The 14,421-nt window shown below is 61.6% G+C and carries 13 protein-coding genes; 5 read left to right on the top strand and 8 right to left on the bottom strand.

Annotated features, from left to right (window positions below; translation table 11 throughout):
- Window positions 1-176 precede the first annotated feature (176 nt).
- From folK to dksA, 7 genes are all read right to left on the bottom strand, one after another.
- Window positions 177-662 (bottom strand): 2-amino-4-hydroxy-6-hydroxymethyldihydropteridine diphosphokinase, encoded by a 486-nt coding sequence (gene folK, locus QMX97_RS05130; RefSeq protein WP_065910288.1) that lies wholly within the window; start codon window positions 660-662, stop codon window positions 177-179.
- 2 nt (window positions 663-664) lie between these two features.
- Window positions 665-2,068: a polynucleotide adenylyltransferase PcnB gene (locus QMX97_RS05125; RefSeq protein WP_065910290.1), complete on the bottom strand. Its 1,404-nt coding sequence runs from the start codon at window positions 2,066-2,068 to the stop codon at window positions 665-667.
- A 710-nt stretch (window positions 2,069-2,778) separates the two neighbouring features.
- Window positions 2,779-4,218 (bottom strand): sigma-54 dependent transcriptional regulator, encoded by a 1,440-nt coding sequence (locus QMX97_RS05120; RefSeq protein WP_065910292.1) that lies wholly within the window; start codon window positions 4,216-4,218, stop codon window positions 2,779-2,781.
- Window positions 4,219-4,240: 22 nt separating this feature from the next.
- Entirely contained in the window at window positions 4,241-7,195 is a 2,955-nt protein-coding gene (locus QMX97_RS05115; protein ID WP_168167075.1) for a sensor histidine kinase, read from the bottom strand.
- Window positions 7,179-7,355, bottom strand: coding sequence for a hypothetical protein (locus QMX97_RS05110; protein WP_003176118.1), 177 nt, complete (start codon window positions 7,353-7,355; stop codon window positions 7,179-7,181). Before QMX97_RS05110 ends, QMX97_RS05115 begins: the two co-directional genes overlap by 17 nt.
- Window positions 7,356-7,417: 62 nt before the next feature.
- Entirely contained in the window at window positions 7,418-8,305 is an 888-nt protein-coding gene (gene gluQRS, locus QMX97_RS05105; RefSeq protein ID WP_065910296.1) for a tRNA glutamyl-Q(34) synthetase GluQRS, read from the bottom strand.
- Window positions 8,306-8,389: 84 nt separating this feature from the next.
- Window positions 8,390-8,833, bottom strand: a complete 444-nt coding sequence (gene dksA, locus QMX97_RS05100) for an RNA polymerase-binding protein DksA (RefSeq protein ID WP_065910298.1) — start codon at window positions 8,831-8,833, stop codon at window positions 8,390-8,392.
- A 319-nt stretch (window positions 8,834-9,152) separates the two neighbouring features.
- Between dksA and QMX97_RS05095 the strand changes: the two genes are divergently transcribed.
- The gene (locus QMX97_RS05095) at window positions 9,153-10,325 is read left to right on the top strand and encodes a pyridoxal phosphate-dependent aminotransferase (RefSeq protein WP_065910300.1); all 1,173 of its coding nucleotides are present in this window, start codon (window positions 9,153-9,155) and stop codon (window positions 10,323-10,325) included.
- Window positions 10,325-11,035, top strand: coding sequence for a DNA/RNA nuclease SfsA (gene sfsA, locus QMX97_RS05090; RefSeq protein ID WP_065910302.1), 711 nt, complete (start codon window positions 10,325-10,327; stop codon window positions 11,033-11,035). Before QMX97_RS05095 ends, sfsA begins: the two co-directional genes overlap by 1 nt.
- Here the strand turns inward: sfsA and QMX97_RS05085 are convergent.
- A complete protein-coding gene (locus tag QMX97_RS05085) occupies window positions 11,032-11,349 on the bottom strand; it encodes a Rieske (2Fe-2S) protein (RefSeq protein WP_262135298.1) in 318 nt (105 codons plus the stop codon). The genes sfsA and QMX97_RS05085 overlap by 4 nt on opposite strands.
- Window positions 11,350-11,505: 156 nt before the next feature.
- On the opposite strand from QMX97_RS05085, the gene QMX97_RS05080 reads away from it, so the two are divergent.
- The 3 genes from QMX97_RS05080 to QMX97_RS05070 are packed head-to-tail and all read left to right on the top strand — an operon-like array spanning window position 11,506 to window position 14,185.
- Window positions 11,506-12,384 (top strand): ABC transporter substrate-binding protein, encoded by an 879-nt coding sequence (locus QMX97_RS05080; RefSeq protein WP_106802616.1) that lies wholly within the window; start codon window positions 11,506-11,508, stop codon window positions 12,382-12,384.
- Window positions 12,381-13,418 carry an iron ABC transporter permease gene (locus QMX97_RS05075; protein ID WP_282396294.1) on the top strand — a complete coding sequence of 346 codons (1,038 nt, stop codon included), beginning with the start codon at window positions 12,381-12,383 and terminating at the stop codon, window positions 13,416-13,418. Before QMX97_RS05080 ends, QMX97_RS05075 begins: the two co-directional genes overlap by 4 nt.
- Window positions 13,418-14,185 carry a heme ABC transporter ATP-binding protein gene (locus tag QMX97_RS05070; protein WP_282396293.1) on the top strand — a complete coding sequence of 256 codons (768 nt, stop codon included), beginning with the start codon at window positions 13,418-13,420 and terminating at the stop codon, window positions 14,183-14,185. The genes QMX97_RS05075 and QMX97_RS05070 overlap by 1 nt, the downstream gene beginning before the upstream one ends.
- Window positions 14,186-14,421: the final 236 nt, after the last annotated feature.

Raw genomic sequence — 14,421 nt, 5'->3', positions numbered from 1 at the left:
GTTACGATGGCGGTGTTACCGCTGTTACTGACGCGATTCAGCAAGTGGGAAAGGGATTTTGAGGGCGTAGGTGAACAAAATGTGGGAGCTGGCTTGCCTGCGATGCAGGCGCCTCGGTCTTTCAGTGAAACCGAGGTGATGCTATCGCAGGCAAGCCAGCTCCCACATTGATTGAGTCAGTTTTGGGGCAAGCGTTCCAGGCCGACAAAGGGGCAGGCGGTCAGCAAGTCGTTGAGCGTTTGCCCGTTGGGCATTTGCAGCGATGCGGGCGCTAGCTCGGCCAGCGGGTACAGCACAAACGCGCGCAGGTGCATCTGGTAATGGGGCACCTTGAGGCGCGGCTCGTCGATCAGGCGATCGCCGAACAGCAGGATGTCCAGGTCCAGTGTGCGCGGCCCCCAACGCTCGAGGCGCTCGCGGCCCTGATCGTTTTCGATGGCTTGCAGCGCATCCAGCAGCTCAAGGGGCGCCAGGCTGCTGTCCAGGGCCGCCACCGCGTTGGTGTAGCGCGGTTGGCCCGGGAGCAGGGAATCGCTTTGGTAAAACGCCGACACACCGGCGACGGTGGTCCCCGGTAGTTGTGCGAGCGCTTCGATGGCGCTGCGCAATTGCTGATCCGGGGCGGCCAGGTTACTGCCCATGCCGATGTAGATACGTTCCACGTTTATTCGCCTGCGGCGCCCGAGGCATCGGCGGCGCTGCGCTTGCGCTTGGTACCGCTGCGACGACGTTTCTTCGGCCCTTCGCCGGCGCTCTCGCCCTTGCTGCCAAGGTCGCGAATCATGTCGCGGCGCTGGCTTTCATTGGCGTCCTGGTAGTCGGTCCACCATTCACCCAGGCCATCGGTCTGCTCGCCGGCGCTTTCGCGCAACAGCAGGAAATCGTAGCCGGCACGGAAGCGCGGGTTGTCCAGCAGCAGGTCGGCGCGCTTGCCGCTGCGGCGTGGCAGGCGCTCCTGCATGTCCCAGATCTCGCGGATCGGCAGGGTGAAGCGTTTCGGAATGGCGATGCGCTGGCACTGCTCGGCGATCAGCTCATGAGCCGCTTCCTGCATGGCCGGAATCGGCGGCATGCCACGCTCTTGCAGGCGCAGTACGCGTTTGGGCAGGGCCGGCCACAACAGCGCGGCAAACAGGAACGCCGGGGTCACCGGTTTGTTCTGCTTGATGCGCAAGTCGGTATTGATCAGCGCTTCGCTGATCAGCGTGTGGGTGTACGTCGGGTTGTATTCCAACGCCTCGGCACTGGCCGGGAACAGCGGATCGAACAGCTGCAGGTCGACGAGCATTTCGAAGGTGTCGGCAGCGTAGCCCGAGAGGAACAGCTTGAGTACTTCCTCGAACAGGCGCGCCGAAGGAATCTCGCGCAGCATCGGTGCCAGGTCGCGGATCGGCGCGGCCGTGTGCTTTTCGATGCCGAAGTTGAGCTTGGCGGCGAAACGCACGGCCCGCAGCATGCGCACCGGGTCTTCCTGGTAGCGCTGCACCGGGTCGCCGATCAGGCGGATCAGGTTGTTGCGGATGTCGTGCACGCCATTGGCGTAATCGAGAATGCGCTCGCTGACCGGGTCGTAATACAGGGCGTTGATGGTGAAGTCGCGGCGCTGCGCATCTTCTTCCAGGGTGCCATAGACGTTGTCGCGCAGGATGCGCCCGCTTTCGTTGCGGGAAGACTGGTTGGTGTCTTCCTCTTCATCGTTTTGCGGGTGGCCGGCGCGGAAGGTCGCCACCTCAATGATTTCGCGGCCGAAGTGGATATGCACCAGCTTGAAGCGGCGGCCGATGATGCGCGCATTGCGAAACTCGGCACGGACCTGTTCAGGCGTGGCGCTAGTGGCGACGTCGAAATCCTTGGGTGTGATATTGAGCAACATGTCGCGTACGCAACCGCCGACCAGATAAGCCTGGTAGCCGGCGTTCTGCAAACGTTCGACGATGTTCACTGCATAACGGCTGAACTGAGCGCGCTGCAGCGAATGCTGGCTGCTATTGAGCACTTCAGGCGTGCTGCGTTTGTGTTGCGTACGACGCAAGGGAGAACGGAATGACTGGAACAACTTCTTCAGCATGGGATGCACTGTTTGAAGGAATGTTCGGCCATAACGAAGAATGACCGCATGATGGGCGGGGATTCTAGCATTTAGTCAGGGGATGGTGTAGGAACAAGCTGCAGGCCTTGCGCCATAAGCCTTAAATCGTCAAATGCTCGAGTTTTCATGCGGAAACTACAAGGGGAGCCGAAGCTCCCCCAGAAGTAGTTGCGTGCTCTATTTTTATTATTGATTTCGGGCTTCTTGTTTTTGTTGATCGCCCTCGTCATGAAGCTTCACCTTCATGACACTCCCAATCGGGAGTCAAGAGCAAACGGATTGCTTTGGTCGCTGTGTTGCTGATCTACGATCCAACCAGTTCAGGCTCTGCCTTAGGGCAGTTTTTGTTGTTCTCGGCCTGGTTGCGGGGCAAGCCCCAAATGCAACGCCTCTCCAAAAGAATCAGTTAGCTGCGCCTCCGCCGTGTTGTTTTTATTGTGCGTGAGTCGATTCGTCTTATTTTTATTGTCTTGTACAAAGCTTGTTATTGTTTTTGTACTAAGCATATAGCAGGGTGCGTGCCAACTTTTGTGCCGCCCAGCAAAAGCGGGGGTTTGAGGCGGTTTTGGGTTTTCGACGGGCGAAAAAAAGCCGGGGCTTCGTTACCGTAAGCCCCGGCTTTTGTTACGTGAAAAATCAGCGGTAACAGTTTTTTCACATCTGAGGGTGTTACCTGTGGGGGCGCACCCTCAACTCTCGCTGGCCACCCCGGTCTTGCGCCGTGGGATGCCCAGGCGCTGGCGCCGTTCCCACAGGCACTTGCGGCTCACGCCCAGCTTGCGTGCCAGTTCGGTTTCGGTCATGTGGTCCTGGTGCTCAAGGACGAAATGCTGGAAGTAGTCTTCCAGTGACAAATCCTCCGTCGGCTCGTGGCTGGTATTGCTACCGCCGCCCTGTTGTGGGGCCAGGCCGATGAAGTCGTCATCCTCAAGGTCACTGAGCTCGATATCGATGCCCAGCAGCTCGGCGGAAATCTCCGGGCTCTCCGACAGAATCACCGCACGTTCGACCGCATTCTCCAGTTCACGCACGTTACCCGGCCACGAGTAATGCCGAATGGCCTGTTCGGCATCCGGGGCGAACTTGAGGTCGGTACGGTTGATGCGGGCGCTCTGGCGCAGCAGGAACGCGTTGGCGATCTCGTTGACGTCGGCGCCACGCTCGCGCAGGGCCGGCAGCTTGAGGGCGATCACGTGCAAGCGATAATACAAGTCTTCACGGAACTGGCCGATCTTGGCCAGGCTCTTCAGGTCACGGTGCGTGGCTGCGATCAGGCGCACATCCACCTTCTGCGATTGCACCGAACCGACGCGGCGAATCTCGCCTTCCTGCAGCACGCGCAGCAGACGCGCCTGGGCTTCCAGGGGCAGCTCACCGATTTCATCAAGGAACAATGTGCCGCCGTCCGCCGCTTCGACCAAACCTGCACGGCCGGCGCTGGCGCCGGTGAACGCGCCTTTCTCGTGGCCGAACAGCTCGGACTCGATCAGCGATTCGGGGATCGCCGCGCAGTTCACCGAGATCATCGGTGCCTTGGCGCGCTTGGACAGGTTATGCAGGGCTCGGGCTACCAGTTCTTTACCGGTACCCGACTCGCCCTGGATCAGTACATTGGAATCAGTCGGCGCGACCTTGCGGATCTTGCTGTACAGGTCCTGCATCGGTGGGCAGGAGCCGATGATACCGATCTCGCCGTTACTGTTGTCGACCCCCGGCTTGTCGGCGCCGTTGGCCGCTTTACCGGCGGGGCGCTGTTCGGCAGGAGCGCTGCTGGCCGACTGGCGGTCACGCAGGATGCGGGCCACGGCCTGGAGCATTTCATCGTGGTCGAAAGGCTTGGCGATGTAGTCCACCGCGCCCATCTTCATGGAGTCCACCGCCGAGCGCAGGCTGGCGTAGCTGGTCATGATCAGCACCGGGGTGCCCTGGCCAAGCTTGATCAACTCGGTGCCAGGCGCGCCCGGCAGGCGCAGGTCACTGACAATCAGGTCGAACGTGGGAATGCTGAACCGCTCCTGGGCTTCCTGCACCGAGCCGGCTTCGCTGACCTGGTACTGATTACGTTCAAGCAGGCGACGCAAGGCAGAGCGGATAATGGTTTCGTCTTCGACGATCAAAATGTGCGGCATTGATTCAATTCTCTCGACGGTCTCAGTTCACAGCGGACGTCGCTTCGACATGACGCGGCAAGGTCACCCGAATACGGGTGCCGCGTTGGCTTTCGGTGTCAGCCGGGCTGTCGATGGTGATTTGTCCATAATGCTCTTCAACGATGGAATAGACCAGTGCAAGGCCCAGACCGGTACCTTCACCCGGATCCTTGGTGGTGAAGAAGGGTTCGAACAATCGGTCCATGATGTTCTGTGGAATGCCGCTGCCTTCATCCTCCACGATCAGGTCGACCGTGTGCTCGAAAGCCTCGCTCTTGACGCGTACCGCGCTGTGCGGCGGCGACGCGTCACGGGCGTTGGACAGCAGGTTGATCAGCACTTGGGCCAGGCGTTGTGAGTCGCCGTCGACCCAGTGGTCGGGGTCGCACAAGTTGAAGAACTGTACTTCGAAATTACGCCGGTTCAAGGCCAGCAGCCCAATGGCATCCTGCGCCACCTCGGCCAGGCACACGGCCTCGTCCTGATTCTGATGGGCGCCGGCATGGGCAAAGCTCATCAGCGACTGCACGATGCGCGAGACCCGCTTGGTCTGTTCGAGGATTTGCCCGCTGATCTCGGTGATTTCGCCGTCTTCCTCGCGCTCTTCGCGCAGGTTCTGCGCGAGGCAAGCGATACCGGTGATCGGATTGCCGATTTCATGGGCCACGCCTGCGGCCAGGCGACCGATGCTGGCCAGGCGCTCGGAGTGCACCAGCTTGTCTTCGAGCATCTGCGTGTCGGTCAGGTCTTCGACCAGCAGCACCAGGCCGCTGTTGCCGGGGGCCAGCGGCTCGTCGATGGCGGCTTTGTGCAGGTTGAGCCAGCGGGTCTGGCCGTCAAGGGCCAGGTGCTGCTTGTGCAAATGCTCGTCGGGCAGGTTGATAAAGCCTTGCAGCAGTTCTTTCCACGGATCGCCCAAGGTGTTCAGGCGCGAGCCGACCACCCGTTGTGCGGCGATGCCGGTGAGTTCTTCCATGGCCTTGTTCCACATCAGGATCTCTTGATCCTTGGCCAGCGAGCACACGCCCATCGGCAGTTCCTGCAGGGTCTGGCGGTGGTAGCGACGCAGGGCATCGAGTTCGGCGGCCAGCCCGGTGAGGCGTGAGTGGTAATCCTCCAGCCGGCTCTCGATGAAATGGATGTCTTCGGTGACGTAGTTTTCGCCGCCGGCCTTGTAGGGCAAAAAGGTTTCGACGATGTCCTGGGACACGCTGGGGCCCATCAGGCCGGACAGGTTGGCTTCAATACGGTCACGCAGGCGGCGCAAGGCGTACGGGCGCCGCTCGTCAAACGGCAGGTAAAGGTCGCGCAGCGCCTGCTCGACCTCCTTTTGCGCGGCCTTGGCGCCCAGCGGCTTGGCCAGTTGCGTGGCGAACTCCTGGGGTGAGGCGGCGTGCAGTTCGCGGCGCTGCGGGCGGCGCACGTTGTCTACTGCGCAGGCTTCGGCGGCGCTGGTTTCTTCGGGGCTGGCGTTGGTGAACAGTGAAATCAGGGTGAACATCAGCACGTTGGCCGCCAGCGAGGCAATCGCCGCCATGTGCCAGCTGGTGTCGTCCAGCACGTAGATCATGTTCAGCAGCGGGATGTAGAAGCCCTGCAGATTGCCGACCAGCGGCAGCAGCATGGTCACGAGCCACACCAGGATCCCGGCCAGCAGCCCGGCGATGAAGCCACGTCGATTGGCCGTCGGCCAGTACAGCACCGACAGCACTCCCGGCAGGAACTGCAAGGTCGCGACAAACGCGACGATGCCCAGGTTGGCGAGGTCTTGTCCGGCGCCGAGCAACAGGTAGAACCCGTAGCCGGCCATGATGATCGCGACAATCAGCGCGCGGCGCGTCCACTTCAGCCAGCGGTAGATATTGCCTTCGGCCGGTGGCTGGTACAGCGGCAGCACCAGGTGATTGAGCGCCATGCCCGACAGCGCCAGCGTGGTGACAATAATCAGCCCGCTGGCTGCCGACAAGCCGCCGACATACGCCAGCAGCGCCAGGGCCGGGCTGTTGGCGGCGATGCCGATGCCGAGGGTGAAGTATTCCGGATTGGTCGTTGCCCCGAGTTTGAGGCCGGCCCACAGGATCAGCGGCACCGCCAGGCTCATCAGCAGCAGGAACAGCGGCAAGCCCCAACTGGCGCTGACCAGCGAGCGCGGGTTGAGGTTCTCGGTGAAAGTCATGTGATACATGTGCGGCATCACGATGGCCGAGGCGAAGAACACCAGCAGCAGCGTGCGCCATGGACCTTCCTGCAGCGGCGTGTGCAGGGCGGCGAGGGCCGTCTGGTTTTGCAGCAGCCACAGTTCCAGCTGTTGCGGGCCATCGAACACGCCGTAGAGCGCATAAAGGCCGACACCGCCGATGGCGATCAGCTTGATCACCGACTCGAACGCAATCGCGAACACCAGGCCTTCATGCTTCTCGCGGGTGGCGATATGGCGTGAGCCGAAGAAAATCGTGAACAGCGTGATCAGCGCGCAGAAGGCCAGGGCGACGCGGTGCTGCACGGGCTCACGGGTGAGGATGCTGATGGAGTCGGCCACTGCTTGAATCTGCAGGGCCAGCAAGGGCAGTACGCCGATCAGCATGAAAACGGTGGTCAGCGCGCCGGCCCAGGTGCTGCGAAAACGGAAGGCGAACAGGTCGGCCAATGACGACAGTTGATAGGTGCGGGTGATCTTCAGGATCGGGTAGAGCAGCACCGGCGCGAGCAAAAATGCGCCGGACACGCCCAGGTAACTGGACAGGAAGCCGTAGCCATACTGATAGGCCAGGCCCACCGTGCCATAGAACGCCCAGGCGCTGGCGTAGACGCCCAGGGACAAGGTGTAGGTCAGCGGATGGCGAATGATCGCCCGCGGAATCATTCCGCGCTCACTGATCCAGGCGACCCCGAACAGCGCCGCCAGGTAGGCGGCGCTGATCAGCAGCATCTGGGTGAGGCTAAAGCTCATCGGCATCTTTTTGGCTCTGCAGGATAAAGGTCACGACGATCAGGATCAGCCACAGCAGATATGGGCGGTACCAGGCGCCCGTGGCGTCGATCCACCAATCCATGATGGCGGGGGAAAACAGGTAGATCCCGACGACCAGCAGCAGGACCAATCGATAGATGTACATGTTGGCCTCTGATTGAAAAACTGCGGCGATGGTAACGGATGGTGGGCAAGCTGCAAGCGCCTTCAGCTCAATTGCGCTTCGGCCAACGTGAGTGTGCGCGGGATGCGGCTGGCATCCCACTGCGCAATGCCCCAATCCAGCAGCTCCCGTGGGCTGGCGTGGAGCAACTCGCTGCCGGGTTGCTGGCCGAGCGCGCGCAGGGCTCTCAATAGCAAAGGCGTGGCCTGGTCAGGTGTCAACGGCGGGGAGCGATAGGATTTGCCCAATTTGTTACCGTCCGGCTGGACAATCAACGGTACGTGAAGATAGCGCGGTTGGCGCAGGCCCAGCAGCTCCTGCAGATACAACTGGCGCGGCGTGGAGTCGAGCAGGTCGGCGCCGCGCACGATATCGGTCACCCCTTGCCAGGCATCGTCGAGGACCACGGCCAATTGATAGGCGTACAGGCCGTCACGGCGGCGGATGATGAAATCGCCTACATCGCGGCCCAAGTGCTGTCTGAATTCACCCTGAACGCGGTCAGTAAAGTGGTATTCCAGCTCAGGAACGCGCAGGCGAATGGCGGCATCTTGCTGGTCATGCCCGGCATTGCGGCACAGTCCCGGATAAATCCCGTTGTAGCCCTCCAGCTGTTTGCGCGAGCAGGTGCACGCATAGGCCAGGCCGTGGTTGAACATATCGTTCAGCACTTTGGCGTAGGCATCATGCCGCTCGCTTTGTCGGACCAATTCACCGTCCCACTCAAAGCCGTAGCTTTCCAGGGCGTGCAGGATCGCCGTTTGGGCGCCGGGCTCTTCACGTGGAGGGTCGAGGTCTTCCATGCGCATCAGCCAGCGGCCTTGGTTGGCGCGGGCGTCGAGGTAGGAGGCGAGGGCGGCGACCAGCGAGCCGAAGTGCAAATGGCCGCTGGGCGTGGGGGCGAAACGCCCGATATAAGTAGAGGCTGTCATGGGCCGGATACTACTGGAAAAGCAGTAAATTCCAGAAACAAAAATGGGGCGTTCGCACGCCCCATTTCTTTCAGCTCGGCGGGATTACTTGCCGACCTGTTTTTCCTTGATTTCAGCCAAGGTCTTGCAGTCTACGCAGAGGTCCGCGGTAGGGCGGGCTTCCAGGCGACGAATACCGATCTCGACGCCGCAGGATTCGCACCAGCCGTATTCTTCGTCTTCGATCAGTTGCAACGTCTTGTCGATTTTCTTGATCAGCTTGCGCTCGCGATCACGGGCGCGCAGTTCGAGGGCGAACTCCTCTTCCTGGCTGGCACGGTCGGCCGGGTCCGGGAAATTGGCGGCTTCGTCCTTCATATGGTCAACCGTGCGGTCGACTTCCTGCATCAAGTCCTGCTTCCACTTCTTCAGGATATTGGAGAAGTGCTTGCGCATGGGCTCGCTCATGTACTCCTCACCCTTCGCCTCAACATAGGGTGTGAAGCCGCTGAGGCCTGAGGATTGTTGTTGCTTTGCTTGGGTGGACATGAATAGACCGCCTCTCACTCTTCTAATCCATTGCGCAGGATTGCAACGTCACCGACACCTGCCGGCCCTGCGGCTGCAAGCGGGCGAACTTACCAGATAGATTCAGGGTGCGCCACTCCCGGTTGTCGAGGGCCATCACGCCAGGGTTGCTGACAGCAGCAGCCCGCTATGGCTGGGTATGGATCGCCCTGCGTGTTGATTTTAGTCGTTTTACAAGCGCTTGCTGGCCCATCTTGAGCGGCCGAGCAGGCAATAGAACATGTTTTACGCCAGGGGTTCGGTAGAATCCTTATTTTGTCCTCACCGTTAAGGAAGGCTAATGGCTCAGCCCTACAGTGCGCGCAGTCGCGCCATCGAACCTTTTCATGTCATGGCGTTGCTGGCGCGAGCCAATGAGCTGCAGGCGGCCGGCCATGATGTGATCCACCTGGAAATCGGCGAACCGGATTTCACCACCGCCGATCCAATCATCCAGGCCGGCCAGGCAGCATTGGCCAACGGCAAAACCCGCTATACGGCGGCCCGTGGCCTGCCGGAGCTGCGCGAGGCCATCAGCGGCTTCTACCAGCAGCGCTACCGCCTGGACATCGACCCCGAGCGCATCTTGATTACCCCGGGCGGTTCCGGCGCCTTGCTGCTGGCCAGCAGCCTGTTGGTGGACCCCGGCAAACATTGGCTGCTGGCTGACCCGGGTTACCCGTGCAACCGGCACTTCCTGCGACTGGTGGAAGGGGCCGCGCAGTTGGTGCCGGTGGGCCCCGATGTCCGTTATCAACTGACCGCCGACCTGGTTGCCAGGCATTGGGACCAGGACAGTGTGGGGGCTCTGGTGGCCTCGCCGGCCAACCCCACCGGCACAATCCTCACGCGGGATGAATTGGCAGGGCTGTCCAGTGCCATCAAGGCCCGAAACGGCCATTTGGTCGTGGACGAGATTTATCACGGCCTCACCTACGGCACCGACGCCGCCAGCGTGCTGGAGGTCGATGATGAAGCGTTTGTCCTGAATAGTTTTTCGAAGTATTTCGGCATGACCGGCTGGCGCCTGGGGTGGCTGGTGGCACCACCGGCAGCCGTCGGAGAGTTGGAGAAGTTGGCGCAGAATCTGTACATCAGCGCGCCCAGCATGGCCCAGCATGCGGCACTGGCCTGCTTTACCCCGCAAACCTTGAGCATTCTGGAAGAGCGCCGCGCCGAATTCGGCCGCCGCCGTGACTTCCTGCTGCCAGCGTTGCGCGAACTGGGTTTCGGCATCGCCGTCGAGCCGGAAGGGGCGTTCTACCTGTACGCCGACATCAGCGCCTTCGGCGGTGATGCCTTCGCGTTCTGCCGACACTTCCTCGAAACCGAGCATGTCGCGTTTACGCCCGGCCTGGACTTCGGCCGTTATCAAGCCGGCCACCATGTGCGCTTTGCCTACACGCAAAACCTTGATCGGCTACAAGAAGCGGTGGAGCGGATCGCCCGTGGCCTGCGGAGTTGGCAAGGCTGATGCGTTTTTATCCTCCCCTCGAAGAAGCGCGCCTGATTCGCCGATACAAGCGTTTTCTCACCGATATCGAGACCGTTACCGGCGAATTGCTGACCATTCACTGCCCCAACACCGGCTCGATGCTCAATTGCATGGTCGAGGGCGGGCAGGTCTGGTTCAGCCGTTCCAATGATCCCAAGCGCAAATTGCCGGGCACCTGGGAAATCGCCGAAACGCCTCAGGGCCGCCTGGCCTGTGTCAACACCGCGCGCGCCAATCAGTTGGTCGAAGAGGCGTTGCTGGCCGGGGTGATTGTCGAGCTCAATGGCTTTACTGCATTGAAGCGCGAAGTGCCTTACGGCCAGGAGAAAAGCCGCATCGACTTTCGCCTGGATTACCCGAATGGCGCGGCCTATGTCGAGGTCAAGAGCGTGACCCTGGGTTTCGATGACACTCCCGTTGCCGCCTTCCCCGATGCAGTCACCCAGCGCGGCGCCAAGCATTTGCGCGAATTGGCGCACCTGGCGCGTGACGGCGTGCGCGCGGTGCAGCTGTATTGCGTCAATCTCTCCGGCATTGACGCAGTGCGCCCGGCGGTGGAGATCGATGCCGCCTATGCCGCGGCCTTGCGTGAGGCAAAGGCGGCGGGCGTCGAGGTGTTGGCGTATGGCGTGAAGGTTACGCCTGAGGAAATCTTCGTTGACCGTCGACTGGAGGTGCTGCTCGACTAGAGTTGCACCCACAGCCCCTGTTCGTCTTCGCGGCCGGGCAGGGCAGTGAGGCTTGCGCCTGCGCAGGGTCCGGCGATGCACTCGCCGCTTTCGATCAGGAACAGCGCACCGTGGGTCGCGCACTGGATCAGGCTGGCACTGGTGTCGAGGAAGCGGTCGGGCTGCCATTCCAGGGGGATACCGCGATGGGGGCAGCGGTTGATATAGAAGTAGGCAACACCGTCGCGGCGCACCGCCAGCAGCTTGCAGCCGTCCAGATCAAACCCCAGGCTGGAGTTGGGGGCGAGGGCGTCGGAGGGGCAGAGAAACTTCATTTCAATCCTTAAGTGCCTTGACGTGCAAATGCAAACAATTATCAAATGCCGGCTTCGCCCGTCAGCTGACTGAGTGCTTGGTTCGATGTTCGGCAGGGGTTACCTGTCACATCACCGAGTGCTCGAAAGGCCCTGCCCTTGGAAGGAAACCCTGTTATGCGCCTGAGTGCCAGCGCTATTGCGCTTGTTGTCGGACTGCTGGTCAACCACGGGGCGCAAGCCTCTGAACTGCCTCAACGCTGGGTGAGTGCCGGTGGGGCGCTGTCGGAGTGGGTGACGGCCCTGGGCGGTGAGTCGAAGCTGGTGGGGGTGGACACCACCAGCCAGCATCCGGAATCGCTCAAGGCGTTGCCGAGCATTGGCTATCAGCGCCAGTTGTCGGCTGAAGGCATTCTCAGCCTGCGTCCCCAGGTGCTGGTAGGGACCGACGAAATGGGGCCGCCGCCAGTGCTGGCGCAAATCCGCAGCGCGGGCGTGCAGGTGGAGATGTTCTCGGCGGAACCGGACCTCCCGGCCCTCAAAGGCAATCTCCAGCACCTGGGCAAGTTGCTGGGCAACCCGGCCAAGGCCGATGAATTGTTTACCGGATATGAGCAAGCCCTCGACCAACAGAAACGCTGGGTTGCCAAGGCCCAGGCCACGCAAAAGGCGCCGGGTGTGTTGGTGCTGATCGGCCACGCCGGCGGTAAATCGCTGATCGCGGGCAAGGACACTGCCGCCGACTGGGTGTTGCAGCAGGCGGGCGGGCACAACCTGGCGACTCATAATGGTTACAAGCCGTTTTCGCTGGAGTCGCTGGCGGGGTTGAGCCCTGATGTGTTGGTGTTCGCTGATCGGGCCCTGACCGGCGACGCGGCACGCGCGGCGTTGTTCAAGGAGAATCCGATCCTTGCCTCGACGCCGGCGGCCAAGAATGGCCGAGTGTTTGAGCTGGACCCGACCTTGCTGGTCGGCGGCCTGGGGCCGCGTTTGCCGCAAAGCCTGGTAGAGCTGTCCGCCGGGTTCTATCCCGCCCAGGCTAAAGCCGCCCCATGACCACTCTGGTTAAACCGCGAACGTTATTTATCGGGCTGACGATACTGTGCGCCCTTGCGATTTGGCTATCCCTGGCGCTGGGGCCTGTGAGCCTGCCCTTGCTGGATACGCTGAAGGCGGCGCTGCGATTGATCGGGGTGCCGATCCAGGCGCAAGGGTTGGAGCAGGCTGAGCTGATCCTGGGGCAGATTCGTCTGCCGCGAACCTTGCTGGGGCTGGCTGTCGGCGGTGTATTGGCATTGTCGGGCGTGGCCATGCAGGGGCTGTTTCGCAACCCGCTGGCGGATCCGGGCTTGGTGGGGGTTTCCAGTGGTGCGGCGCTGGGCGCAGCAGTGGCGATTGTCGGGGGGGCGTTTTTCGGCGGCTTGCCGGATGCCTTCGGGCCTTACCTGTTGTCGTTGTGTGCATTCCTCGGTGGCCTGGGGGTGACCGCGCTGGTCTATCGACTGGGTCGGCGTAACGGCCAGACCAATGTCGCCACGATGCTGCTCGCCGGTATCGCGCTGACGGCCCTCGCGACCTCGGTGGTCGGCTTGTTCACTTACCTGGCCGAGGACGCGACCCTGCGCACCCTTACGTTCTGGAACCTGGGCAGCCTCAATGGCGCCAGTTATTCGCGGCTGTGGCCTCTGTTGCTGGTGAGCGCCGGCGTAGCACTGTGGTTGCCGCGCCGCGCGAAGGCGCTGAATGCCTTGCTGCTGGGCGAGTCGGAAGCGAGCCACCTCGGGATCGATGTCGAGCGGCTCAAGCGCGAGTTGGTGTTCTGCACCGCGTTAGGAGTAGGCGCAGCGGTGGCCGCGGCGGGCATGATCGGCTTCGTGGGGTTGGTGGTGCCGCACCTGGTGCGCCTGTTGGCGGGGCCGGATCATCGCGTGCTGTTGCCGGCTTCGGTGTTGGCGGGCGCCAGCCTGCTGCTGTTTGCCGACCTGGTCGCGCGCCTTGCCTTGGCGCCGGCTGAATTGCCGATTGGTATTGTTACTGCATTTATCGGTGCGCCGTTTTTTCTGTACCTGTTGTTGCGGGGGCGTGCCTGATGCTGCGTGTGGAAGACCTGCATATCCGTCGCGGCAGCAAGACGGTGTTGGCGGATATCACTCTCGATCTGTTGCCGGGCCAGGTGCTCGGCGTACTCGGCCCCAACGGAGCGGGCAAGAGTACGTTGCTCGGCGCATTGTGCGGTGAGCTGCATCCCGACCAGGGCAAGGTGTGGCTGGACCAGCAAGCACTCAAAGACTGGACCGGCGCACAGCGCGCGCGGCGCTTGGCGGTATTGCCGCAAAGCTCGACCCTGGACTTTGCTTTTCGCGTGGAGGAAGTCGTCGGCATGGGTCGTTTTCCGCATCAGACCGGCCGCACGCGCGATGACGAAATTATCGACGCGGCGCTACAGGCTGCGGATGTCGGCCACTTGAGCGGTCGCAGTTACCTGGCGTTGTCCGGTGGCGAGCGTCAGCGCGTCCACCTGGCGCGGGTGCTGGCGCAGCTATGGCCGGGCGAGACGGGGCAGACGTTGCTGCTGGATGAGCCCACTTCAATGCTGGACCCGTTACATCAACACACCACATTGCAGGCGATTCGCACCTTTGCTGATCGCGGCGCGGCGGTGCTGGTGATTCTGCATGACCTGAATCTGGCTGCACGTTATTGCGACCGGATTTTGCTGCTGGAGCAGGGCCGACCGCATGCGCTGGACACGCCGGAACAGGTGATGCGTCCGGAGCCACTGAAAGCCGTGTTCGGCCTGGATGTGTTGGTGCAGCCCCATCCTGAGCGGGGGCATCCCCTGATCATCGCCCGCTGAACGGTATGGCAGGCAGCTTTCTGCAGGCAAAAAAAGACCCGGCAAGAGCCGGGTCAAATAACCGTGATTAGCCTGATGAGGAGATAATCTGAGAGTCCGAACCAATGGTCTTTCAGTTATCGGCTGATCTCGCGACCAGTTGTGATAATCATAACGATTCTCATTTGAGAGTCAATGCTTGTTTTTGGTCGCTTCGAATTTTTCCTCAAACAATCGTTCGAAATGCCTGTAATTGT

Source organism: Pseudomonas sp. PS01298 (genome assembly GCF_029959745.1).
In the GTDB taxonomy this organism is placed as follows: domain Bacteria; phylum Pseudomonadota; class Gammaproteobacteria; order Pseudomonadales; family Pseudomonadaceae; genus Aquipseudomonas; species Aquipseudomonas aylmerensis.
Note: the sequence above shows the minus strand (reverse complement) of the source record. Positions and strands in the feature narration are given on the sequence as shown.

Bases quoted from the DNA above. Each gene is read 5' to 3' on its own strand.
- QMX97_RS05125 (WP_065910290.1), bottom strand. From the start codon at position 2,068: ATGCTGAAGAAGTTGTTCCAGTCATTCCGTTCTCCCTTGCGTCGTACG.
- QMX97_RS05120 (WP_065910292.1), bottom strand. From the start codon at position 4,218: ATGCCGCACATTTTGATCGTCGAAGACGAAACCATTATCCGCTCTGCC.
- QMX97_RS05115 (WP_168167075.1), bottom strand. From the start codon at position 7,195: ATGCCGATGAGCTTTAGCCTCACCCAGATGCTGCTGATCAGCGCCGCC.
- QMX97_RS05110 (WP_003176118.1), bottom strand. From the start codon at position 7,355: ATGTACATCTATCGATTGGTCCTGCTGCTGGTCGTCGGGATCTACCTG.
- gluQRS (WP_065910296.1), bottom strand. From the start codon at position 8,305: ATGACAGCCTCTACTTATATCGGGCGTTTCGCCCCCACGCCCAGCGGC.
- dksA (WP_065910298.1), bottom strand. From the start codon at position 8,833: ATGTCCACCCAAGCAAAGCAACAACAATCCTCAGGCCTCAGCGGCTTC.
- QMX97_RS05095 (WP_065910300.1), top strand. From the start codon at position 9,153: ATGGCTCAGCCCTACAGTGCGCGCAGTCGCGCCATCGAACCTTTTCAT.
- sfsA (WP_065910302.1), top strand. From the start codon at position 10,325: ATGCGTTTTTATCCTCCCCTCGAAGAAGCGCGCCTGATTCGCCGATAC.
- QMX97_RS05085 (WP_262135298.1), bottom strand. From the start codon at position 11,349: ATGAAGTTTCTCTGCCCCTCCGACGCCCTCGCCCCCAACTCCAGCCTG.
- QMX97_RS05080 (WP_106802616.1), top strand. From the start codon at position 11,506: ATGCGCCTGAGTGCCAGCGCTATTGCGCTTGTTGTCGGACTGCTGGTC.
- QMX97_RS05075 (WP_282396294.1), top strand. From the start codon at position 12,381: ATGACCACTCTGGTTAAACCGCGAACGTTATTTATCGGGCTGACGATA.
- QMX97_RS05070 (WP_282396293.1), top strand. From the start codon at position 13,418: ATGCTGCGTGTGGAAGACCTGCATATCCGTCGCGGCAGCAAGACGGTG.